The 23,561-nt window shown below is 60.6% G+C and carries 21 protein-coding genes; 9 read left to right on the top strand and 12 right to left on the bottom strand.

Going from position 1 to position 23,561, the window contains the following annotated elements; translation table 11 throughout:
- Positions 1-26 precede the first annotated feature (26 nt).
- Positions 27-482 carry a PTS sugar transporter subunit IIA gene (locus A7X77_RS26320; protein WP_064685778.1) on the top strand — a complete coding sequence of 152 codons (456 nt, stop codon included), beginning with the start codon at positions 27-29 and terminating at the stop codon, positions 480-482.
- A 48-nt stretch (positions 483-530) separates the two neighbouring features.
- On the opposite strand, the gene A7X77_RS26315 is transcribed toward A7X77_RS26320, so the two are convergent.
- Positions 531-1,547 (bottom strand): porin, encoded by a 1,017-nt coding sequence (locus A7X77_RS26315; RefSeq protein ID WP_064685777.1) that lies wholly within the window; start codon positions 1,545-1,547, stop codon positions 531-533.
- Positions 1,548-1,905: 358 nt separating this feature from the next.
- On the opposite strand from A7X77_RS26315, the gene A7X77_RS26310 reads away from it, so the two are divergent.
- The 5 genes from A7X77_RS26310 (at position 1,906) to A7X77_RS26290 (ending at position 6,756) form a co-directional block, all read left to right on the top strand.
- Entirely contained in the window at positions 1,906-2,931 is a 1,026-nt protein-coding gene (locus tag A7X77_RS26310) for a sulfate ABC transporter substrate-binding protein (RefSeq protein ID WP_064685776.1), read from the top strand.
- Between the two features lie 8 nt (positions 2,932-2,939).
- Positions 2,940-3,797: a sulfate ABC transporter permease subunit CysT gene (cysT, locus tag A7X77_RS26305; protein ID WP_064685775.1), complete on the top strand. Its 858-nt coding sequence runs from the start codon at positions 2,940-2,942 to the stop codon at positions 3,795-3,797.
- Positions 3,787-4,659: a sulfate ABC transporter permease subunit CysW gene (cysW, locus tag A7X77_RS26300; protein WP_064685774.1), complete on the top strand. Its 873-nt coding sequence runs from the start codon at positions 3,787-3,789 to the stop codon at positions 4,657-4,659. Before cysT ends, cysW begins: the two co-directional genes overlap by 11 nt.
- Positions 4,660-4,669: 10 nt before the next feature.
- Positions 4,670-5,710, top strand: coding sequence for a sulfate/molybdate ABC transporter ATP-binding protein (locus A7X77_RS26295; RefSeq protein ID WP_064685773.1), 1,041 nt, complete (start codon positions 4,670-4,672; stop codon positions 5,708-5,710).
- A gap of 230 nt (positions 5,711-5,940) precedes the next feature.
- Positions 5,941-6,756, top strand: a complete 816-nt coding sequence (locus A7X77_RS26290) for a cell wall hydrolase (RefSeq protein ID WP_064685772.1) — start codon at positions 5,941-5,943, stop codon at positions 6,754-6,756.
- Between the two features lie 33 nt (positions 6,757-6,789).
- On the opposite strand, the gene pepT is transcribed toward A7X77_RS26290, so the two are convergent.
- On the bottom strand, positions 6,790-8,022 hold the full coding sequence (pepT, locus tag A7X77_RS26285) for a peptidase T (RefSeq protein ID WP_064685771.1): 1,233 nt from the start codon (positions 8,020-8,022) through the stop codon (positions 6,790-6,792).
- Between the two features lie 308 nt (positions 8,023-8,330).
- Between pepT and A7X77_RS26280 the strand changes: the two genes are divergently transcribed.
- Positions 8,331-8,645, top strand: a complete 315-nt coding sequence (locus A7X77_RS26280) for a DUF982 domain-containing protein (RefSeq protein WP_064685770.1) — start codon at positions 8,331-8,333, stop codon at positions 8,643-8,645.
- Between the two features lie 82 nt (positions 8,646-8,727).
- Here A7X77_RS26280 and A7X77_RS26275 read toward each other — a convergent pair whose 3' ends face one another.
- Entirely contained in the window at positions 8,728-10,059 is a 1,332-nt protein-coding gene (locus tag A7X77_RS26275) for an epoxide hydrolase family protein (RefSeq protein WP_064685769.1), read from the bottom strand.
- A 250-nt stretch (positions 10,060-10,309) separates the two neighbouring features.
- Here A7X77_RS26275 and ligD (A7X77_RS26270) point away from each other — a divergent pair, with 250 nt between their 5' ends.
- Positions 10,310-12,952, top strand: coding sequence for a DNA ligase D (gene ligD / locus A7X77_RS26270; protein WP_064685768.1), 2,643 nt, complete (start codon positions 10,310-10,312; stop codon positions 12,950-12,952).
- Positions 12,953-12,992: 40 nt separating this feature from the next.
- Here the strand turns inward: ligD (A7X77_RS26270) and ligD (A7X77_RS26265) are convergent, their stop codons facing one another.
- The 9 genes from ligD (A7X77_RS26265) to A7X77_RS26225 all read right to left on the bottom strand — a co-directional run bounded on the left by ligD (A7X77_RS26265) (position 12,993) and on the right by A7X77_RS26225 (position 22,234).
- A complete protein-coding gene (gene ligD / locus A7X77_RS26265; protein WP_064685767.1) occupies positions 12,993-14,069 on the bottom strand; it encodes a non-homologous end-joining DNA ligase in 1,077 nt (358 codons plus the stop codon).
- Positions 14,070-14,072: 3 nt separating this feature from the next.
- Positions 14,073-14,891, bottom strand: coding sequence for a Ku protein (locus tag A7X77_RS26260; protein ID WP_064685766.1), 819 nt, complete (start codon positions 14,889-14,891; stop codon positions 14,073-14,075).
- A 12-nt stretch (positions 14,892-14,903) separates the two neighbouring features.
- The gene (locus A7X77_RS26255; protein ID WP_064685765.1) at positions 14,904-15,803 is read right to left on the bottom strand and encodes a Ku protein; all 900 of its coding nucleotides are present in this window, start codon (positions 15,801-15,803) and stop codon (positions 14,904-14,906) included.
- 229 nt (positions 15,804-16,032) lie between these two features.
- Positions 16,033-17,091: an ABC transporter ATP-binding protein gene (locus A7X77_RS26250; protein ID WP_064685764.1), complete on the bottom strand. Its 1,059-nt coding sequence runs from the start codon at positions 17,089-17,091 to the stop codon at positions 16,033-16,035.
- A gap of 4 nt (positions 17,092-17,095) precedes the next feature.
- Positions 17,096-17,926: a carbohydrate ABC transporter permease gene (locus tag A7X77_RS26245; RefSeq protein ID WP_064685763.1), complete on the bottom strand. Its 831-nt coding sequence runs from the start codon at positions 17,924-17,926 to the stop codon at positions 17,096-17,098.
- Positions 17,927-17,930: 4 nt separating this feature from the next.
- Entirely contained in the window at positions 17,931-18,866 is a 936-nt protein-coding gene (locus A7X77_RS26240) for a carbohydrate ABC transporter permease (RefSeq protein WP_064685762.1), read from the bottom strand.
- A gap of 186 nt (positions 18,867-19,052) precedes the next feature.
- Positions 19,053-20,312, bottom strand: a complete 1,260-nt coding sequence (locus A7X77_RS26235) for an ABC transporter substrate-binding protein (RefSeq protein ID WP_064685761.1) — start codon at positions 20,310-20,312, stop codon at positions 19,053-19,055.
- Between the two features lie 33 nt (positions 20,313-20,345).
- A complete protein-coding gene (locus tag A7X77_RS26230) occupies positions 20,346-21,515 on the bottom strand; it encodes a PLP-dependent transferase (protein ID WP_064685760.1) in 1,170 nt (389 codons plus the stop codon).
- Entirely contained in the window at positions 21,512-22,234 is a 723-nt protein-coding gene (locus tag A7X77_RS26225; RefSeq protein ID WP_064685759.1) for a FadR/GntR family transcriptional regulator, read from the bottom strand. The genes A7X77_RS26230 and A7X77_RS26225 overlap by 4 nt, the downstream gene beginning before the upstream one ends.
- 203 nt (positions 22,235-22,437) lie before the next feature.
- Between A7X77_RS26225 and A7X77_RS26220 the strand changes: the two genes are divergently transcribed.
- Positions 22,438-23,505 carry an acyltransferase family protein gene (locus A7X77_RS26220; protein WP_064685758.1) on the top strand — a complete coding sequence of 356 codons (1,068 nt, stop codon included), beginning with the start codon at positions 22,438-22,440 and terminating at the stop codon, positions 23,503-23,505.
- The last annotated feature ends 56 nt before the right edge of the window (positions 23,506-23,561 follow it).

Raw genomic sequence — 23,561 nt, 5'->3', positions numbered from 1 at the left:
TTCGAGCCGTCTATATTGAGAATGACATGAACCTTCCCAGCATCATCCGGCCGGAACACACTTTCATCGGCGTGTCGGCTCCGACGAAATGGCGGGCGCTGCAGACCATCGCCGACAAGGCGGCCATGGCCTTTTCGATCGATGCGCAGATCATCCTGAAGGCGCTCGAAACCCGCGAAAAGCTTGGCTCCACCGGGATCGGGAACGGCATCGCCATTCCGCACGCGGCGATCGAGACCATGAGCAGCCCGCGCGGTCTGCTCTTCCGCTTTTCCCGGCCGCTGGATTTCGAGGCGATCGACGATATCCCGGCCGACATCGCCGTCGTGCTGCTTTTCGGGGAGAACAACCGCGGCGAATATCTGAACGTGCTATCCGCCATCGCCCGGCGGCTGCAATCGGACGGCGTGCTCGCCGCCATGCGCAAGGCAAGGACGGCCGACGAATTCTATTCCGATTTCATCTCCAGTTCGCGGGCATGAAAAAGGCGCGGCCCGAAGGCCGCGCCGCTCGTCTGCAATCAGGCGATCTTAGAAATCGCGCTGGAAGCGCAGGAAGCCGAACACTTCGTCGTCGCCTTCGTCTTCATCGTGATACTGCACGCTGAGCTTCGAACGCAGGTCTTCGACGATCTGGTAGTCGATCGTGACACCTGTGGTGTAGGCGCTACCGCCGGTGAAGCCATTGCCGTCAGCCTCGAGAGCGATGTTTTCGAAGTACTGGAAGCCGGGAGTGATCTTCCACTTGTCGTTGATCTTCAAGGCGTATTCTGCTGCGATCGTCCACTCGGACTCTTCGTAGTAGTAGTTGGCGCCGCTTGCCCAGATGCCGGCGATGCCGAGCGTGCCGGGGCCGATGTCGGCATAGACGATACCACGGACAGCGACTTCGCTGGTATCCGTGTCATAACCGGCAAGCAGGTATGCGCTGATGGCGCCGGCCTTGTAGGAGACCTGGCCTGCAACACCGAAGTTGTTCGGGCCTTCGCCCGGCTTGGTGGCATAGTCTTCTTCCAGCTCGTCGACCGAGAGGCCGGCGGCGAAAGCGCCGCTCTCGTACTGATAACGGATCGAGTTGTGGGTGGTCTCGTTGCTGGCGAGCGTGTCGGTCTCGCCGCTCATGTCGTCGTCCCACCAGCTATAGAGCTTACCGACGCGGAAACCGGCAATGTCGAGATAGCCTTCGTCCAGCAGCGCTTCCTGATCGGAGGCGTTGTCGACGTTGTAACGCAGCGTCATGACGCCGGTGAGCGTGCCGTATTCGGTGTCGTTCTTCGCCTGGAAGGTGACCTGACCGCGAGTCCAGAAGTTTACGTCGGAATCGCCGGCGATGTTGTCACCGAAGCGAACTTCGGTACGGATGTAACCGCCGATCGAAAGGCATGTTTCCGTTCCCGGAATATAAAAATAGCCGGTGCCGTAGGCATCGCAAACGCGAACATATTCCACGGGCTCGGGTTCCGCCGCCACGATGGCGTCGGCTGCGCGTGCTCCGGAGGCCGCGGCAAGGGCGGCAACGGAGGCAAAAAGGATAGTTCTGATATTCATTTTGAATGGCCCTAACAGGTTGGAATGCGAGGCGCATTTCAAGGGATGCCCCCACGTAACGGTCGGCGAATACGACCGCACCGCCGCCATATAGGAATCCACAAGTGTCACCGCGGCAAAATCCGGGCGAAAATCTGCCTCGCCCGTGCCTGATGTGGAGGAACTGTGGCCAAAAAAACACGGTTTTGCGGCAGCCAGAGAGCGGCAGCGGGATTGGCCGCGGCCAACTCCGGCACGGCCATTTCAAATTCGCCCTTCAAATGGAATGACATTCTATCAGACCCGCCAGAACAGGAAGACGTTTCGTTTCATTATACGACTGACTTGATAGAGGTAAGACAGAAACAGGAGGGTTCTCATGCAGACACAACGGCTCACCCGGCTCCTCGCGGCTGCGGTCATGGCAGGCAGCTTCGCGATCGGCAGCGTTGCTCCGGCATTCGCGGATCAGACGCTGCTTAACGTGTCCTATGATCCGACACGCGAATTATATAAGGATTTTAATGCTGCTTTCGCCGCGAAGTGGCAGAAGGACAATGGTGAGGACGTGGCGATCAAGGCCTCGCATGGCGGCTCCGGTGCCCAGGCGCGCTCTGTCATCGACGGCCTCGACGCCGACGTCGTGACGCTTGCCCTCGAAGGCGATATCGACGCCATCGCCAAGGCGACCGGCAAGATCCCGGTCGACTGGAAAGCCAAGCTCCCGAACAATTCGACGCCCTACACCTCGACGATCGTCTTCCTGGTCCGCAAGGGCAACCCGAAGGGCATCAAGGATTGGGGCGACCTGATCAAGGACGACGTGCAGGTGATCACGCCGAACCCGAAGACATCGGGCGGCGCCCGCTGGAACTTCCTCGCCGCCTGGGCATGGGCCAAGCAGGCGAATGGCGGCGACGACGCCAAGGCGCAGGATTACGTCGGCAAGCTGCTGCAGCATGTTCCGGTCCTCGATACCGGCGCGCGCGGCGCCACGACCACTTTCGTCCAGCGCGGCCTCGGCGACGTGCTGCTCGCCTGGGAAAACGAAGCCTATCTCTCGCTTGAAGAGCTCGGGCCCGACCAGTTCGAGATCGTCACACCGAGCTTCTCCATCCGGGCCGACCCGCCGGTCGCCGTCGTCGACGGCAATGTCGACAAGAAAGGCACCCGAAAGGTCGCCGAAGCCTATCTCAACTACCTCTATTCCGACGAAGGCCAGAAGATCGCCGCCAAGCATTATTATCGGCCGACCAAGCCCGAAGCCGCCGATCCGGCCGACATCGCCCGGTTCCCGAAGCTGACGCTCGCCACCATCGACGATTTCGGCGGCTGGAAGGAAGCGCAGCCGAAGTTCTTCGGCGATGGCGGCGTATTTGACCAAATCTACAAGCCGGCCCAATAATAGACTTCATGAAAGCACATAGCCCCACGCGGTGGCGGTTCAGGCGGCCGAGCGTCATTCCGGGTTTCGGAATGGCGCTCGGCCTTACCTTGACCTGGCTCACCCTTCTGATCCTCATTCCGCTCTCCGGCCTTGCCATCCGGTCGAGCGCGCTCGGCTGGGAGAAATTCTGGTCGATCGCGCTCGATCCGCGCACGCTGAATGCGCTGCGCATCAGCTTCGGCAGCGCCTTCCTCGCCGCTGTTGTCAATGCCGTGTTCGGCATCATCCTCGCCTGGGTGCTGGTGCGCTACCGCTTCCCCGGCAAGCGCGTTATCGATGCCATGGTCGACCTGCCCTTCGCGCTGCCGACCGCCGTTGCCGGTATCGCGCTGACCACGCTTTATGCGCCGAACGGCTGGATCGGCCAGTTTCTGACGCCGCTCGGCATCAAGATCGCCTTCACCCCGGCCGGCATCGTCGTGGCGCTGATCTTCGTCGGTCTGCCCTTCGTGGTTCGCACCGTGCAGCCGGTCATGGAGGAAATCGACAAGGAGGTGGAAGAAGCCGCGGCAACGCTCGGCGCCAACCGCTTGCAGACGATTTTCCGCGTGCTGCTGCCAGGGCTGGCGCCGGCCGTGCTGACCGGCTTCGCGCTCGCCTTTGCCCGCGGCGTCGGTGAATATGGCTCGGTCATCTTCATCGCCGGCAACCTGCCATTCAAATCGGAGATCGCGCCGCTGCTGATCGTCATCAAACTCGAAGAGTATAATTATGCGGCGGCGACTGGCATTGCGGCAATCATGCTGATTATTTCCTTCGCCATGCTGCTGGTCATCAACCTCATCCAGAGCTGGAGCAGGCGGAGGTACGGCTATGGCGCTTGATACGACCGTTCAACCCGTGAAGCTGCGTTCGGTGACCACCGAACACAGGATCGCGCGCTATAGCCTGATCGCCGTTTCGCTCGTCTTCCTGCTGCTGATCCTGCTGCTGCCGCTCGCGGCCGTCTTCGTCGAGGCTTTCCGCAAGGGCGCCGGGCCCTTCCTCGAGGCGCTCGGCGATGCAGAGACTTTCTCGGCGATCCGCCTGACACTGATCGTTGCCGGGATCAGCGTGCCGCTCAACCTCGCCTTCGGGGTCGCCGCCGCATGGGCGATCGCCAAGTTCGAATTCAAGGGCAAGGCCTTCCTGACGACGCTGATCGACCTGCCTTTTTCGGTGTCGCCAGTCATCTCCGGCCTGGTCTTCGTGCTCTTGTTCGGCGCCAATACCTGGCTCGGCCAATGGCTCAGCGCCTATGAGATCAAGATCCTGTTCGCCGTGCCGGGACTGGTTCTGGCGACCATGTTCGTCACCTTTCCCTTCGTCGCCCGCGAACTGATTCCGCTGATGCAGGAACAGGGAACGGCGGACGAAGAGGCGGCGCTTTCGCTCGGCGCCAGCGGCTGGCAAACCTTCTGGTATGTGACGCTGCCGAACATCAAATGGGGCCTGCTCTATGGGGTGCTGCTCTGCAACGCCCGCGCCATGGGCGAATTCGGCGCCGTGTCGGTGGTCTCCGGCCATATTCGCGGTCAGACGAATACGATGCCGCTACAGGTGGAAATTCTCTACAACGAATATAATTTCACCGGCGCTTTCGCCGTGGCCACGCTTTTGGCCTTGCTTGCGCTCGTGACTCTTGTTTTGAAGACGCTGCTGGAAATGCGCTACAGCGCCGAAATATCCGCCAGCCGGCGGCATTGAAGGATTTGGAATGGAAGTACGTGTTCAAAACATCCGCAAGGAATTCGAGCGTTTTCCAGCACTGCACGATGTCTCGCTCGGCATCCGCTCCGGCGAGCTGATCGCGCTGCTCGGTCCCTCGGGCTCGGGAAAGACGACATTGCTGCGCCTGATCGCCGGGCTGGAAAGCCCGACCGAAGGGCAGATCTTCTTCGGCGAGGAGGATGCCTCGAAGAAATCAGTGCAGCAGCGCAATATCGGCTTTGTTTTCCAGCATTATGCCCTCTTCCGCTACATGACCGTGCTCGACAACGTCTCCTTCGGTCTGAAGGTCAGAAGCGGCGCGCGGCGGCCGCCCAGGGCCGATATCCGCCGGCGGGCGCTGGAGCTGCTCGAACTCGTGCAGCTATCCGGCCTTGAAACACGGTATCCGGCGCAGCTTTCCGGCGGCCAACGCCAACGGGTGGCGCTCGCCCGCGCCATGGCCGTCGAACCGAACGTGCTGCTCCTTGACGAACCCTTCGGCGCGCTCGACGCTCAGGTGCGCAAGGACCTGCGCAAATGGCTGCGCGAGATCCACGACCGCACCGGCCACACCACCGTCTTCGTTACGCACGACCAGGACGAGGCGCTGGAGCTTGCCGACCGCGTCGTCGTCATGAGCCAGGGCGCGATCGAACAAGTCGGCACGCCGGACGAGGTCTACGACAACCCCAACTCACCCTTCGTCTTCGGCTTCATCGGCCAGTCGAATTGCCTCCAGGTCGAAATCTCGGACGGCGACATCCGCTTCGAAGGCCGCTCGCTCGGCCTCAATGCCGAGGGTGAGCCCGATGGACCCGCGCAGCTCTACTTCCGCCCGCACGACGTCAGGCTCTGCGAATCGGCGGAAAACTGCATTGCTGGCCAGCGGGTCTCCAGCCGCCGCGTCGCCGGCACCCGTCATATCGAACTCGACATCGGCAATGACCGCCCGCATATCGAAGTCGAGCTGCCGCCGAGCGAGGCTGACCGACTCGACCGCTACCGGGTGGCATTCAAGCCGACCCGCTGGAAGCTGTTTCGCAGCTGACGGATCAAGGCGCAAAAGTCGGCTGCCGTAGTTTGGGCCGCTGCATAACTCGTTAAATTTTCGGAATTATGCAGCAGGCAGTCTGACACTCGCCGCCGAGGTCGCCTATGGCGGGAGTCGATTTTAGCTTTTGTGATCTCCGGTTGTTTGTATTTCAGTCATATGACGAGTAAAAGTTTTTTCGCATTAATCATAAAGGGCTGGACTAATCCCATAGGAGGCACTTGGCGTTGAGGGCGGAGATTTCCTTTGGAAAATCCCTGATCGGGATTTTATTCGTAGGACTGGCGGCCACGGGCTGCACCACAACACCGAAGCCGGCGACGACGGCGGCCAAGACCAAGGTTCAACCGACGAAAGTCGCTTTCAATTATACGGCAAAAGATCGCGATTGCCTGAAGCGTGCGATGTATTTCGAATCGCGGCATTCCGATGAAGACGGCTATCTCGCCGTCGGCACCGTCGTCATGAACAGGCTGACGTCTGGCGCCTATCCGCCATCGATCTGCGGTGTCGTCGCCCAGAAGAAGCAGTTTGCCCCCGGCGTGATGACGCGCGAAGTCAAGCCGCAGGCCGAACCGGAGCTTGCCACCGCGGCCGATGCGATCCTGCTGAAGGGAGCGCGCCATCCCGCGGTCAAGGAGGCGATGTTCTTCCACACCGACGGACTGAAATTCCCCTACGACAACATGCATTATGTGACGGTTGCCGGCGGTAACGCCTTCTATGAGAAGCGCGACTCCAATGGCATGCTCGAAACGCCGGCGCCGCTGCCTTCCTATGAGGTGGCGATGAATTATGTGCCCGGCGAGAGCATGCTGCCGCCGCAATTCGAGGCCCTGATCCCCTCGGCCGTTCCCGTTCCTCTGCCGGCGCCTGATCCCATGGCCACGGCAAGCACGGCGCCGATGCAGATAACGGCACCGGTGACCCAGCCGGAACCCTCGATCGCGCCCGAACCAGGAATGCCGGTCGCCATCCCCACGCCCCGTCCCGCCTATGACAGCGTAATGCTGCGCGGGGCTGTCCCGACGAACGGCGGCTGACCCAGTTCCGCCGTCCCGGCGAGGAAGAGCTCATTAAGCGCGCTCTTCCCAGACCCTTGCAAGCTCAACGATGGTTTTGACCGCCTTTTCCATGTCCTGACGGCTGACCCATTCGAGCGGCGAATGGAACGCATGGCCGCCGGCGAAGATGTTCGGGCATGGCAGCCCCATGAAAGAGAGGCGCGAGCCGTCCGTGCCGCCGCGGATACTACCACGCATCGGCGTCATGCCGGCCCGGCGTACGGCTTCCAGCGCGTTCTCGACAATCTCGGGGTGACGGTCGAGCACCGCTTTCATGTTGCGATATTGCTCGGTCACCTGGAAATTGTAGGTCGAGCCCGGATAGGCTGAGATCACCTGCTTGACGATGGATTCAAGCATCGCCTCCTTTTCTACGAGCCCCTCCTCGGTGAAATCGCGAATGATGAAGCTCAGCGACGCCTTTTCCATCGAGCCGGTCACGCCGACGGGATGGATGAAGCCCTGCTTGCCCTCCGTCGTCTCCGGCGCCAGGTCCTTCGGCAGCCGGTCGATGATGGCGCCGGCGATCTTGATGGCGTTCTCCATGCGGTCCTTGGCAAAACCGGGATGGATCGCCACGCCTGATATGCTGATCTCGACGCCATCGGCCGAAAAGGTTTCGTCCTCGATATGGCCGGCGGTCTCGCCGTCCATGGTATAGGCGAAGTCGGCGCCGAGTTTCTTCAAGTCGACCCTGTTGACGCCGCGGCCGACTTCCTCGTCGGGCGTGAACAGGATCTTGATCGTCCCGTGGCGGATATCGGGATTGTCGACGAGAATCTGGGCCGCGGTCATGATTTCCGCCAGCCCGGCCTTGTCGTCGGCGCCGAGCAATGTCGTTCCGTCAGTCGTGACGATGTCGTTGCCGATCTGGTTGTTGAGCTCGGGATGCTCGGAGACACGGATCACCCGGCTCGGATCGCCGACAAGCTCGATATCGCCGCCGGCATAATTTCGCACGATCTGCGGCTTGACGCCCGTGCCGGTAAAATCGGGCGCCGTATCCATGTGCGAGCAGAAACAGATGACCGGTACCGGCTTGTCGCTATTTCCAGGAATGGTCGCATAGACATAACCGTGTTCATCGAGATGTGCGTCGGAAAGCCCGATCTTCAGCAGGTCGTCGACCAGAACCCGGCCGAGATCCTTCTGCTTTTCGGTCGTCGGCTGGGTCGATGAGGCGGGGTCGGATTGGGTGTCGATCACGACATAACGGAGAAAGCGGTCGAGAACGGTGTCGGTCATGTCAATCCAGTCCAGTGAGTCACCCGAGTGATATAGCCCCCCTGGGCGAAGCGGCAAAAGATTTTTCGGCTCGGCGAATGATTCCATTATGACAGCCGTCTTATTCGGCGGGCCGGGTTGGTCGGGCTCGCCCGGCGAGTCCAGCCGAGGAGCTGTTGCGCTCCTTTCACGCATCCAACAGCGGCAGGCAGAATTGCTCCTGTAGGCAGCGTACGCCATTTACGGAATATCGCTGCGGTCTTGAACATCCGGCAGCCATTCCCAATATTTTTCGCCGGATCAAAGCTGGCATCGAAAGGAGGAAGAAAATGCCGCTGAACGATGTGCTCTGGACTCGTCCAGTGACGGTCAGGCTGCAATGCGGCTTGGTGCGAACTTTTACGGGCGTCTATGAGGCCTTGGATTTCCTTGAGAATGAATGGCCGTTGGGCCATGGGGAGCGGCACAAGCGCGCCGTCAAGACCTGTCGCGGCGCCCTCAACCGGGTGATTGCGCCGTTGATTGCACGGGAGGCTTTCATGGCCGCGTGCGTCGAAGCCGGGATGCCGGCAGTCGTGGCTCCCTGGCAGGTGCAGGCCACCAGCCGCCCGCAGCGACCCACGCGTGTCGCTGCGCTTCGCTAAAGGCGGAGCCCCGATGTCTATCGAACGTCGAGATACCTGTCGCGCGGCCCCGTGAGGAGCCGCGCCGGCACAAAAGGCCGAGTTAACGAACGGATTTGAACGCAGCCCGCAATTCTTCCGCAAAGAGTTGAGGCTGCTCCCACGCAGCAAAATGTCCACCGCGCTCCACCTGATGATAGTAAACGAGGGAAGGATAAGCCTGTCGGCTCCAGCTCTCCGGCGCCTGGTAGATTTCCTTTGGAAAAACGGTGATGCCGACAGGGATCTTGATGTCCTTCGTCTTCTGCGTCTCCGAGCTGAAGTTGTTGTTGTTGTTTTCCCAGTAGAAGCGCGAAGACGACGCGCCGGTATTGGTCAACCAGTAGAGCGTGATGTCGTTCAGCATTTCGTCTCTGGTCAGAACGCGTTCGGGAACACCGTCACTGTCACTCCATTGGACAAATTTTTCATAGATCCACGACGCCAAACCCGACGGCGAATCCGAGAGCGAGTAACCGATCGTCTGCGGCCGAGTTACCATCATGGCGCCGTAGGCGGCATTCCGGCCGAAAAAGGCGCTGAGAGAGTCGTAAGCGCCTTTTTCCGCCGGGGACAGTCCGGCAGGGGCCGCGTCGCCACTGCTGATCCCCCGCATCAGATCGCCCGGGACAGTCGCCGGCATATTCAAATGGATGGCCAGCAAGCCTTGCGGGGCTTGCCGTGCCAAGGCATCTGAGATCACCGAGCCGTGGTCGCCACCCTGCGAAACATAGCGTGTGTAACCCAGGCGCTTCACCAGCACATCCCAGGCGCGGGCAACACGGTCGGGTCCCCACCCCTGATCTGTCGGCCGGCCGGAAAAGCCGTAACCCGGAATCGAAGGAATAATCACGTCGAAGGCATCTTCCGGCTTGCCACCATAGGCCGTGGGATCGGTGAGAGGTCCGATCGTCTTGATGAACTCGAAGATCGAGCCCGGCCACCCATGCGTCAGGATGACCGGGAGAGCATTCGGATGGCGAGAGCGGACGTGAATGAACTGAATGTCGACGCCGTCGATCGTCGTGACGAACTGCGGCAGAGAGTTCAGCTGTTCTTCGGCTTTGCGCCAGTCGTAATCGGTCCCCCAATAGCGCACAAGGTCCTGGACGCGCGCCAGCTGGATGCCCTGCGAGATATCTTCGACCGTCTCCTTATCCGGCCAACGTGTCTCTGCAATCCGTCGCTTGAGATCATTAAGCTGGCTCTGGTCGACGTGGATGCGGAATGGGCGGATACTCTCATCCGACGCTGGTCTTGTCTGGGCAGTCGTAACGCCGGCTTCTTCTGCGCGTGCGGACTGCACGTAAGACACCGTTATCAGCGATCCGACCGCGATGGCGATCGCACGCCCGAGCAGCGGGCGGGATTTGGAAAAATTGGCACTAGCGGTCATGGGATAGCCTCCTTCGCTTGGCGTTCTGCGACTTTCTCGCGATTGGAGTGCTAGGCGGTCGATGTATCACATCTGTTTCCGGCCAATGCCTGTTCTGTTACAGAATGTAGCTTCGCGCTCATCAGGTACGCGATCATACAATTGGTGCGGGGACAGTTGCTGTCGTGCCAACTCAAACGGGAACGCTGCCCGCGGCTGGAACAACGATAACCGCTATTTCGTTTGACGACCGAACGGTCCGGGAACAGCCATGGCCAGCGACAAGCTAACGAGCTACCGATCAAAACGCGATTTTGAGAAGACCGCTGAGCCCAGCGGTGAGCGGCGCGTCAAAAAGAGCAACCGCCGCCGCTTTGTCATTCAGAAACACGATGCGACGCGTCTGCACTACGACCTGCGGCTCGAGCTCGACGGCGTGTTCAAGAGCTGGGCTGTCACCAAAGGGCCATCGCTCGATCCACAGGACAAGCGCCTTGCGGTTGAGGTCGAAGATCATCCCCTCGATTATGGCGACTTCGAAGGCACTATTCCGAAAGGCCAGTATGGCGGCGGCACGGTCATGCTGTGGGATCGCGGCTATTGGGAGCCGGAGGGGAGGAAGAGCCCTGAAGAGGCGCTTCGTAAGGGCGATTTCAAGTTCACCCTCGAGGGCGAACGTTTGCACGGGAGCTTCGTGCTGGTGCGCATGCGCAACGATCGCGAGCGCAGCAAGCGTACCAACTGGCTGTTGATCAAGCATCATGACGAGTTCTCCGTCGAGGAGAACGGTGCTGCTATCCTGGAAGAAAGCATCACCTCTGTAGCGTCTGGCCGCAGCATGGAAATGATCGCAGCCGGCAAGGGGCGAAAGCCAAAACCCTTCATGGTGGAAGGCGGCGAGGTCCAGGCCGACGCCGTTTGGGACAGCAATCACGGACTGGCTGCCGAGGAGCGGCAGGAGGCGAGAGGCGGAAAGCCCGCCACTGCTACGGCGGTTGATCTTCCCGATTTCATCGCGCCGCAGCTTTGCGAGAAGCGGGAGCGGCCGCCCGGCGGGGACGACTGGATCCACGAGATCAAATTCGATGGATATCGCATCCAGATGCGGGTGCTCGGCGGCGAAGCAACGTTGAAAACCAGGAAAGGTCTCGACTGGACGGCCAAGTACCCCGAAATCGCCCGGGCGGCGTCAGCCCTTCCAGATTGTATCGTCGATGGCGAAATCTGCGCTCTCGACGAGCACGGCGCGCCGGACTTCGCCGCGCTGCAGGCCGCGCTGTCGGAGGGCAAGACCGGTGATCTCGTCTACTTCGCCTTCGACCTGCTCTATGACGGCGGCGAGGATTTCCGCCTCAAGCCCCTCATCGAGCGAAAGACGCGGTTGCAGGAGCTCCTCGCGGACGCCGGCAGCGATCCTCGCATCCGCTTCGTCGAACATTTCACCGGCCGCGGCGACGCCGTCCTCAGGTCGGCTTGCAAGCTCTCGCTGGAAGGCATCGTGTCAAAACAGGCAGATGCCGCCTATCAGTCCGGTCGAACGGAAAGCTGGGCGAAGTCCAAATGCCGTGCCGGGCACGAGGTGGTCATCGGTGCCTATGCCAAAACCAACGGCAAGTTTCGTTCCCTCCTCGTCGGCGTTTTCAGCGACGATAACTTTGTTTATGTCGGCCGTGTCGGGACCGGCTACGGCGCCAAGAAGGTCGAAACGCTGCTTCCGAAACTGAAGGCCCTGGAGACTGCGCAGTCGCCGTTCACCGGAGCCGGCGCTCCGAAGAAGCAGGCTGAAGTCGTCTGGGTGAAGCCCGAGCTTGTCGCCGAGATCGAATTCGAGGGCTGGACCGCCGACGGTCTTGTCCGGCAAGGAGCTTTCAAAGGATTGCGCGAAGATAAGCCGGCCAAGGAAGTCGAGGCAGAACGACCGCTAAGATCCTCTAAAGCCAAGGTTGCGGAGCCGGCTCCGAGAGCCGATCAGAGATCAACGCGCCGTAGGGCTCAGAAGGCCGATGTCATGGGCGTCCTCATTTCAAACCCGGACAAACCGTTGTGGCCGGATGAAAACGACGGTGAGCCGGTAACAAAGGAAGAACTGGCCCGCTTTTACGAGGCGGTCGGCGACTGGATGATCGACCACATCAAGGGCAGGCCCTGCTCGATCATCCGTGCCCCGGATGGAATTGGTGGTGAGCAGTTCTTCCAGCGTCATGCGATGCCCGGACAATCCAGCCTGCTGGAATTGGTCAAGGTATTCGGCGACAAGAAGCCATACCTGCAGATTGACCGCATCGAAGGGCTTGCTGCAGTCGCCCAGATCGCGGCGGTCGAGCTCCATCCGTGGAACTGTGAACCTGGGCAACCGGAAGTGCCTGGTCGCCTGGTATTCGATCTGGATCCTGGGCCTGATGTTCCCTTTTCCACGGTTGTTTCTGCTGCCCGCGAAATGCGCGAGCGGCTGGAAGAGCTCGGATTGGTCAGCTTCTGCAAGACGACCGGCGGCAAGGGCTTGCACGTCGTGACCCCACTTGCCGTCAATAAGCGAAAGCCATTGTCTTGGCCCGCGGCAAAGGCTTTCGCGCATGACCTCTGCCAGCAGATGGCCCGCAACAACCCCGATCTCTACCTTATCAAAATGACGAAGAGCCTGCGGGGGGGCCGCATTTTCCTCGATTACCTGCGCAACGATCGCATGGCGACGGCCGTGGCGCCACTTTCTCCCCGAGCCCGCCCGGGGGCGACGGTGTCAATGCCTCTGACGTGGACGCAGATGAAGTCAGACCTTGACCCCAAAAGGTTCACGGTCCGAACCGTGCCTGGTTTGCTATCGAAGTCGTCGGCCTGGAAGGACTATTGTGAAGGGCAGCGTCCCCTCGAACAGGCCATCAAGAGGCTGGCCCGCACCGGCAAACATGCCGCGTGACACTGCCAGACGGCAGGCTGCAGTTGGTGCTGGCGAGATCTTAATCGCCCGCGGAATGTCCTGTCGCAGTGGCATCAGTCATATCAAAGACGGCAGCATTATCCTGGACTTCGCGAAGGCCTTTATATGAGGGGTGGCGGAGACTGCCCTCGCGCGTCCAGCCGCGAAACTCGATTTCGGCGATGAGGGTCGGCTGGGAAAAGACAAGGCGCTTTCCTTTCAGCGGCACAACAGGTTTTTTCGTTTGGAGACGGTTCAACGTCTTGCGCAAATCCTCCGCCTCCGTTCGATTGAACCCCGTGCCGACCGATCCGACATAGATCCAGCCTTGACCATTGCGACCCGCAAGCAAAAGACTGCCGAGCCCGCCGCGGGTGCTGGCGGATTCCTCGTACCCGACGATCATGAAACTGTCGCTCTGAACGCACTTGATCTTCTGCCAGTCCCCCAGACGACCACTTCGGTAAGGGCTGTCCCTGCGCTTGGCAATGATGCCTTCCAGCCCCAGATCGCATGCATGCTCAAGCAGTTCCTCGCCAGCCAAATCCAGGTCTTGCGAGAACCGAATGGCCCCATTTTCGGTCTCGGGAATCAGATCCTGCAGAAGATGACGGCGGACCGAGAGCTCGGTGCGCGTCAGGTCGTGACCATCGAGATATAACAGATCGAAGGCGCAGAAGACGGATTCGGTTGAGATTCGCTTGCCGCCTCTGCCGCCGAGCGACCGCTGCAACGCTCCAAAGTCGGACCGCCCCTCTTCATCGAGAACAACGGCTTCTCCGTCGAGAATGCAGCTCGTTACACCGAGCTCTCTTGCCCCCGCAGCGACAGTTGGGAATCGGTGGGTCCAGTCATGGCCGCCGCGGGTGAGGATGCGAATGCTCCTTGGCTCGATGTGGATCGCCAATCGGTAGCCGTCCCACTTCACCTCATAGAGCCAATCCGGGCCTTGCGGCACCGTTTGCTTCAGCAACGCCAGGCAGGGCTCCACTCTGGACGGCATTGCATCGAACGGCAGGCTTGGCTGGTCGGGATCACGCCGGCGGACAGGTCGAGATTGTATCGACGAACTGGACTCGCGAAGGAGGGGGACGGAGCGTTGCCGTGGTCTGGTCATTGCTCAATGCCTGCCGGATCGGTTCTCGGCATCGACGGATTTGCGCAGGGCTTCCATGATGTTGATGACGTTGCTGGGAGCCGGTTCTGCCTTTTCCCTGCCCTTCGATTTTACCCTGGCAGGCTTCTTCATCAGTTTCTTCTTGGCTTCGATGATGTCGAGAAGCCTATCCTGCACGGGGTCGGAGGCCATTTTCGGATTCCAGTGCTGCGTCTGCTTCTTGATCAGCTGCTGAACCAGCGGCATCATTTGGCTGTCTGCCGGTTGATCATCCACCCGCTCGAAGTAGCTCTCCGCGTCGCGCACTTCGTCACCGTATCGCAGGGTCCAAAGGACGATCCCCTTGCCGCGTGGCTCCAGCATGACGGCGCGCTCGCGGCGTGCAATCACCAGCCGGGAGATGCCGACCATGTCCTCAGCCGCCATCGCATCGCGGATCACTGAGAATGCCTCCAGGCCGACCGGATCATCGGGTGAAAGATAGTAGGGCGTGTCGAGCCAGATCCATTCGACGCTGTTGCGGGGCGTAAACACTCCGATATCGATCGTCTTGGTGCTTTCAAGTGCAACGTTCTCCAGCTCCTCGTCTTCGAGTAAGACGTATTCGTTCTCACCGCGCTGATAGGCTTTCACTTCATCTTCATCTTTCACGTCCTTGCCGGTGACGGCATCGACATAATGGCTGACGACGCGGTTTTGAGTTGCGCGATTGAGCGTGTGAAAGCGTACCTTCTCGTTTTCGGAGGTGGCCGGCATCATCTGCACCGGGCAGGTGACAAGCGATAGCTTCAGATACCCTTTCCAATATGGCCGGATCGCCATGGCAACCTCCGATCACCCGGCCCGGCGCTGGTGAGCGCCGCCGGGGCTGCGAGATTTCGGCGCCGATGCGCTTGCGGCCTTCTGCCTGCTCTTGCCGGCATTGGCATTTGCGGCGGTGCGCTTCGTCTTTGCTGGGGTCGTCATGCCGGCGCTTTCGCGCAGTGCCTGTAACAGATCGCTCGGTTTTGCAGCCGGCGCGGCCTTTTTCTTCGGAAGAGTGCGGCCTTCGATTTTGGCCTTCACCAGTTCGGCGACGGCCGCTTCGTAACGGTCGTCGAATTCCTTCGGATCGAACTCGCCCTTCTTGGTGTTAATGATGTGCTTGGCAAGCTCCAGCATCTCGCCTTCGATCTTGAGATCCGGCATCTCCTCGAAAGCCTTCTCGGAGGAGCGGACTTCATAGTCGAAGTTCAAAGTGGAGCCGACCAGCCCTTTGCCAAGGGGGCGGATGAGAAGCGTCCGCAAACGCCGAAACAGCACCGTCCGGGCGATGGCCGCGACCTTGGCCTTCTTCATGCCATCCCTCAGAAGCTTGAAAGCGTCGCTGCCCATAGTGTCGGGGGCTAGATAATAAGGCTTGTCGAAATAGACGTCGTCGACTTCGTCACAAGGAATAAACGCCTCCACCTTCAGTGTCTTGTCGCTTTCGGGAACGGCGGCGGCGACCTCCTCGGGCTCGAGGACAACGTAGCGACCATCTTCGACCTCGAAACCCTTGACCTGGTCCTCGCGTTCGACCGGATCGCCGGTCTCACCGTCCACGAATTCTCGGCGCACCCGATTGCCGGTTTTCCTGTTCAGCGTGTGAAACGCGATCCGCTCGGATGTGGAGGCGGCCGTGTAGAGCGCCACGGGGAAAGCGACCTCCCCGAACTTGATGAAGCCTTTCCAATTCGCTCTCGGGGCAACCATTTCGCACGCGCTCCCTGCCGCAACCAGTGCGAGTCAACCGAATCACTTTACGATTGGTTCCGAATCAAAACGAATCAAATTTCAATAGCTTAGCCAAAATGATTCACGCGTTTTCCGAGTCTCGGCCATCCCCTTGAATCTGATCGATCTTTTTGACGCCGGGTGCTTTCTACGACGGGAACAACCATGAGATAGGGCAGCCTGCGGAGTGGTTTTGATGCTCGACTGCTCAATCGACGCGTCGTCCTTCGCCATCGAACACATGCAGATATTGTGGCGGGAAGGCGACGTTGACCTTTGGCCCGGCCTTCAGCGCTTCGCGATCCAATGTGAAGATCTTGAAGGGCAGGCCGTGCAGGGCCAGGTGCAGGATAATGCCGAAGCCGGTGGGCTCGATGAGCTCGACATCGGTGGCAAGCCCCGCCCCGTCATTCGTCATCAGTACATGCTCCGGCCGGATGCCGAGCGTCACCTTGGTTCCATCCGCCAGCGGCAGCGGCTTTGCAAGCGGCACGATCGTACCGTCCTTCAGTCTCACGCCACCTGTTTCATAGGTCGCGTCGAGGAAGTTCATCCCCGGCGAGCCGATAAAGCCGGCGACGAAAAGGTTGGCGGGGCGGTCGTAGAGTTCCAGGGGGCTGCCGACCTGCTGCACCACGCCGCCATGCATGGCGACGATCCGGTCGGCCAGGGTCATCGCCTCGATCTGGTCATGGGTGACATAGATCGAGGTCGCCTTCAGTTCGCCATGCAGCTTCTTGATCTCGGCGCGCATCTGTTCGCGCAGGCGCGCATCGAGGTTGGACAGCGGCTCGTCGAACAGGAAGGCCTTCGGCTGGCGCACGATGGCACGGCCCATGGCGACGCGCTGGCGCTGGCCGCCGGACAGCGCCTTCGGCCGGCGTTCGAGCAACGGATCGAGGCCGAGCTTGGCGGCAGCGGCGGAGACGGCGCTGGCGATCTTCTCCTTCGTCGTTTTCCGGAGCCTCAGGCTGTAGCTCATATTGCCGGCGACGTTCATATGCGGATAGAGCGCATAGGACTGAAATACCATCGCGATGTCGCGGTCTTTCGGATGCCGTTCGTTCACTCGGACGCCTGCGATGCGGATCTCGCCCGATGTGACATTTTCGAGCCCGGCGATCATGCGCAGCAGCGTGGACTTGCCGCAGCCGGAGGGGCCGACCAGCACGACGAATTCGCCGTCCCGGATTTCGAGATCGACGCCGTGCAGCACCTGCACATGGCCATAGGCTTTGCGGATATTCTGGATGTCGATCGATGCCATTTGTTTAACCCTTGACCGCGCCGGCCGTCAGGCCCTGAACGAGATAACGCTGGATGAGCAGGAAGAAGAGGCCGGCCGGAATGAGCGCCATGACGCCCGCCGCCATCATCTGCCCGAAATCGACCGAGAATTTCGAAACGAAAGTGAGAAGCCCGACCGGGAAGGTCGCCGCATCATTGCCGTTGATCAGCATCAGCGCGAAGAGCAGCTCGCTCCAGGCCGCCGTGAAGACGAAGCCGAGGGTGGCAGCGATGCCGGGCAGCGTCAGCGGCAGAATGATCTGGCGGAAGGCCGTAAATTGCGTGGCGCCGTCGATCATCGCTGCCTCTTCCAAATCCCTGGGGATGCCGTCGAAGAAGGATTGCATCAGGAAGGTGGCGAAAGGCACGTTGAAGGCGGTGTAGACAATGACCAGCCCGGTCAGGCTGTTGGTCAGGTGCAGCGGCGACAGGATCTTGAAGATCGGCGCAACCAGCATGACGAGCGGGAACATCTGGGTCAGCAACATCAGGGCGACGATCCAGTATTTCGCCCGGAAATTGAACCGCGACAGCGCATAGCCGGAGAGCGAGGCGCAGACCGTTACGGTCACCGCCGTCGAGGCCGAGACGATCAAGCTGTTCTTGAAGAAGGTCGGAAAGGCGCTGTGCTGCAGCACGAAGGCATAATGATCCCAGCTCGTGCGCGACGGCCACATGCGCACGCCCTCGCTATAGAGCAGGTCGTTCGGCGTCACCGAAACCTTGAGCAGCCAGAACAGCGGGAAGAGCGCGAAGGCGATGTAGCAGAGGATCGCCAGGCGGTGCGCGATGGTGGGGATGACGGATCGTCTCATAGTCTCAATCCTTGTTCAGCAGCGTCTGCCTGAGCAGGATGATCAGCATCGAATAGGCGAGCAGCAGCGCCAGCAGCACCAGCGCGATCGCCGAGGCATAACCGAAATCGAGCCGCTTGAACGCGGTCGTGAAGATGTAGCTCGCGACGATCTGCGTGCGGTCGGCCGGCCCGCCATTGGTCATGACGACGATGAGATCGGCGAAATTGGAGATCCAGACGGTGCGCAGAAGCACGGTGATGGCGATGGTCGGCGCGAGAAACGGCAGGGTGATCGAGCGGAAACGCTGGAACCAGCCGGCGCCGTCGATCGACGCCGCCTCATAGAGATCGCGCGGGATCGCCTGCAGGGCCGCCAGCAGCGTGATGGCGAAGAAGGGAATGCCCCACCAGACATTGGCGATAATCGGCCCCCACATCGCATAATTGGGATCGGACAGGATATTGCCCGGCTCATCCATCAGCCCGAGGGCGAAAAGCCAGTGCGGGATCGGTCCGATAACAGGATTGAACAGCCAGGCCCAGTTGAGGCCGGCGAGAAAGGACGGCACGGCCCAGGGCAGGAAGACCAGCGCCTGGGCGATCGCCCTGCCCTTGAACGGCTTGTCGAGCAGCAGCGCCAGGATGAGCCCGAAGACGAACTGCAGGACGACGGAGGCGCCGGTCCACCAGAGCGTGTTCCTGAGCGCGCCGTAGAAGGCGGCATCCGTAGAAAGCTCACGGAAATGATCGAGCCCGACGAAGCCGCCGGAAAAGGGATTGAGCAGCTGGATATCGCGGAAGGCGTAGGAGACACCCAATGTCAGCGGCACCAGCATCACCGCGATGATCAGGATCAGTGACGGGGCGCTGTAAAGATAAGGCTCCGAAGCATCGGCAAGACGACGCAGCCACGGCCTGCGGTCGCGACGCATGTCGAGCATATCGGCGGAAATGGTCATCAGTGCGTATTTTCCATTGTCTACCCGGTTGAGAATTCTCGCGCGGCTGATGCTTCTGAAAACTGGGCGACTGCGGCCCCTCATCCGACCCTTCGGGCCACCTTTACCTGGGTCGAGCCGCTGGCCTCGACCCAGGTAAAAGGTGCCGGCAGGTGGATGAGGGGGCTGCAGCCGCCCCCTTTCCCGCTACTTCTTGCTCAAAAACTTCTGCTGCGCCTTGGTCAGATAGTCCGCCCACTGGTCGGCCAGATCCTTGGCCGAGATGTCGCCGAGCAGGGCCTGTTGCGAGGTCTTGATCGCCAGCGAATCCTTGAAGAAGGCGAACTCCTCGAGGTAGGTGGGCATGACAGTCGGCACCGTGTTCGGGTCCGCCAGCTCTTCGAACCAACCCTTGAACTGGTCACCGGCATAGAAGGGATCCTTCTCCGCCGACGTATAGGCCGGCAGGGCGCCGATGCGCTTGTTCCACTCAAGATTGCCTTCCGGCCCTTCGAGTGTTGCGATCAGCTTCCAGGACAAGTCCTTGTTGGCGCTTGTGGAAAACATCGACCAGCCGCCGTAGCCGATGGTCGGGAAGGACTTGCCGTCAGGACCTTTCGGCAGCGGGGCGACGCCGAAGTCTTCCTTCTTCATGCGCTCGGCGATGGCGATCAGCGCATCCGGATCCTGGTCGAGGAAGGCGCAGGTGCCGGAATAGAAGCCGGCGACGACTTCGTTGAAGCCCCAGTTGACGCTGTCCTTCGGCGCATAGCCCTTCTTGTAGAGATCGACCATCCATTCGATGCCCTTGGCCCAGCCGGGGCTGTTCATCGTCGAGGTGCCGTCTTCGTTGAAGTATTTGTTCGAGCCGGCCATCGAGGCGGCGAAGATCATCCAGCCGTTGAGGCCGCCCGGCCCGCCGCGCATGCAGTAGCCGTATTTGCCCGGCAGCTTCGAGACTTTTTCGGACGCGGCAGTGAATTCGTCCAGCGTCTTCGGCGGCCCGGCGACGCCAGCTTCCGAGAGCAGCTTCTTGTTGTAGAACATCGCCCTCAAATAGAAGCCGTAGGGCAGCATGTAGGCGGTGTTCTTGACGTCGCGGCCGAGTTCGAGGGCGCGCGGCGTCAGTTCCTTGGTGTGTTCCCACTTTTCGAGGTAGGGCTCGAGGCTTTCGAGCATGCCGTTATTGGCATAGAGCGACAGCCAGGTATCGGGCATCTCCATCACATCGGGCACGTCGCCGGCCGACACCATGGTGGCGAACTTCTGGAAGGCTTCGTTCCACGGCAGCGAGATGATGTCGACCTTGGTGCCGGGATTGGCGGCCTCGAACTTGCCGACGATCGATTTCAGCGTTTCGGTGCGTTCCGGGCTGGTGATGACTTCGACGAGCTTCAGCGTCGTATCGGCAAGCGCCGTACCCGCCATCATCGAAGCAAAGAGCGTCGAGATTATTAGTTTTTTCATGCTCAGTTCCCCCTTTTCGGTTTCTCTCGGGTTTCAGGATTGCGAGGCGGCAAGCGCCTCCTCGATGTCCCTCCACAGCGCCTCGGTTCCTTCGAGGCCGACATGGAGGCGTACGGATCGCGCATGGATGCCGAAGGTCTGCGCGGAATTCGGTTGTGCCTTCTGCTGCAGCACCACCTCGCCCGGTACGATCAGGCTTTCATGCCCACCCCAGCTTACTCCCAACTTGAAGAGCTTGAGATGGTCGGCGAAGGCGCGAATATCGACGCCTTCGCGGAAGATGAAGGAAAACAGGCCCGAGGTGCCGTTGAGCCCGGCAGGCAGCCGGTTGGCGAGACCCGGGTGGCAGACCGTCTCCACCACCTCAAGCCGCTGCAGGCGCCGGGCGATTTCCAGCGCCGACGCCTCATGCGCCTTCATGCGCAGCGGCAGCGTGCGCAGGCCGCGGATCAGCAGCCAGGCGTCGAAGGGCGAAAGCTTGCCGCCGAGATAGGGATAGGCCTCGGCCTTGATGCGGGCGATCATCTCCTTCGAGCCGGCGACGATGCCCGCCACCACATCGCTGTGGCCGCCGAGATATTTCGAAGCCGAATGGATGACGAGATCGACGCCGAGCGTCAGCGGCCGCTGAAAGACCGGGCTCGCCCAGCTGTTGTCGATCATCGAGACGATGCCGTGGCGTTTGGCCAGCGCTGCGAGCGCGCCGACATCATGCGCCTCCATCACCCAGCTCGTCGGGCTTTCCAGGTACAACAGCTTGGCGCCGGGCAGCGCCCTGGCGACCGCCTCCTCGTCGCGCCCGTCGACATAGGTCACCTCGACCTTCATCCGCTTCAGGATGGTGCCGAACAGGCGGAAGGCATCGGGATAGACATGTTTGACCGCGACGATGCGGTCGCCCGGTTCGACAAAGCTTAAGATGGCCGAGGAAATCGCCGCCATGCCGCTTGCAAAACCCAGCGCATCCTCCGCGCCTTCGAGCTTGGCCAGCATTTCCTCAAAGGCGCGCACCGTCGGATTGAGCCCGCGGGTATAGGTCGGCCGCACCTTCTCGCCGCGATAGACGGTGATCATTTCGTCATAATCGGAAAAGGTGAAAAGCGAGGTCTGGAAGATCGGCGGCACGACAGCGTCGGCGAAGTTGCCGTCGTCGTGGGCGGTGATGAGGGATGCAAGATCGAACGGATCTGCGCCGTTGCTCATTTGGACATTTCCTTGATGTCTTCCTCGACGATGTCGAGGATTTTCAATGTTTCCGCGCGTGCCGCCTCCGGATCCCCGGCGGCAATCGCATTGAAAAGGGTGCGGTGAAAAGGAAAGGACCGGCGGGCGAAGTCCTGCCGGTCGAAGGGATGCTCCCAAAAACGCTCGAAGGTCTCGCGCATCTGCTCAAGAAGCTGGCGAAACAGCGGATTGTGGGTGGCGTCGTAGACGGCGAGGTGGAAAGCCAGATCCTCCGGCCCGGAGGTGCCCTTCTCCAGATGCACCCTCTCCATCTCGTTGAGCTTCTCCTCGATGACTGTAAGATCCTTCTCGGTGCGCCGCCGGGCCGCGACCATGCCCGCTTCGCACTCGATGCCGCGGCGGACCTCCAGCGTCTGCAGCAGCGCGTCGCGCAGATGCACCGCATCGAAAGACAGCGGCATATGGATCGTTGCCCGGGACACCGGCTTCAGCAGATAGGTGCCGCTGCCCTTGCGCGTCTCGATGACGCCAAGCGCTTGGAAATGCCGGATCGCCTCGCGAATGGTCGAACGGCCGACGGCAAGTGCGGCCATCAGCTCACGCTCGGCCGGCAGCCGGTCACCCGCCTGCAAGCGCGCGTCCTCGACATAATCGGCCAGCGCATCGGTTACCTGACGTGCGCGGTCGATAACAGGAAGCGGCCGGATCACCGGCCTGTCGCTACGATTTGCCTTCATGGTTCCCCATTTTCTTATCAGGCAGTCAGATCTAAAATTGGTCTGACATCTTAGCATTTCGCAAAGTTGGGAAGGCGTCAAGGGTTGTTTCGCCGCGACCTCATCGGGGCAAAGACCCGACACCGTTACGCGCGGCTTGTTCCTCTTGCGCCCGGCCGGGCTCTGCCGGAAGATGATCATTCGATCGACGGAACGGGTGGGAAATGGCGGCGGATCGGATCAGGGCCCTTGATGGCATCAGGGCAATCGCCATCTTTGGAGTGTTCTACACGCATTTCGTCGACGATAATTCCTTGCTCGGTGATCTGGCGGTGCGAACGTTCTTCGTTCTGAGCGCTTTTCTGATCACCGGCAACCTGATCGAGTTGCGTGATGCCAAGGGGTTCACCTACCTTGGGGCGCTGCAAAATTTCTACGCGCGAAGGGCGGGAAGGCTTCTGCCGACCTATTACGCCCTGCTCCTGGGGCTTGCCGCGCTCCACCTAGTCACGATCCATGACGGGCTTTTTTATCACCTCGCATTTCTATCGAATATCTGGTTCGCAATGGGCATGAATTGGAACCCATGGGTGCTTGCCCACACCTGGACCTTGTCCGTCGAATGGCAGTTCTACCTCATCTGGCCGCTCATCGTCCTGAGCTGTGCAAATAGATCGGTAGCCCTGGCCGCCGGAGGCGCCATCGCCATCGCGGTGGCATTCTGGCTCGCCTGCTTTGTGACCGGTTATTACGCCGAGCAAGTGGTCTTGTGGCCGCCCTTCTCGTTTGATGCGCTCGGCGTCGGAGCCTTGGCGTTCTTCTTTTCGGGCGTGCTGGCACGGCCGTCTCGAATGCGCCTGATTGCAGTAATCCTGCCAACAGCGCTGTGGGGTGCACTGCAACTCGGTGAGACAAGCGACCCTAGGCTGCTCGTCGTCGTCAAGTTCCTCCTGCAAGCTCTTCCGCTTCTGCCGATGGCAATCCTGATTGCCGTAACGGCATCAGGTACCAGCCCGGTTCTCGATCGTATTCTTGGCTTCCGGCCCTTGGCCTATCTCGGCCGCATCAGCTACGGGTGTTATCTCTACCACTTCCCGATGCTCTGGCTAATGATGCAGATTCTGTGGTGGGTGTTCGATTATCCGCTGGAGCGGGGATTCATCGAACTGGTCGTGGTCGCGATCCCCACGATCGCTTTTTCCGCTTTGAGCTGGGAAATGATCGAACGGCCGATCCAGAAATGGCGAACCGGCAGCCGCCAAAAGGCGGCGCAGGCCAAAAAGGCCGTATGAGTTCAGGTATCTCTCACTGAAGCGATGGAGTTGCTCCCAGGCTCCGAATCGTCAGC

It is taken from the genome of Rhizobium bangladeshense, from assembly GCF_001662075.1.
Lineage (GTDB): Bacteria > Pseudomonadota > Alphaproteobacteria > Rhizobiales > Rhizobiaceae > Rhizobium > Rhizobium bangladeshense_B.
The sequence above is the reverse complement of the archived record's forward strand: the minus strand, read 5'-3'. Positions and strand labels throughout refer to the sequence as shown.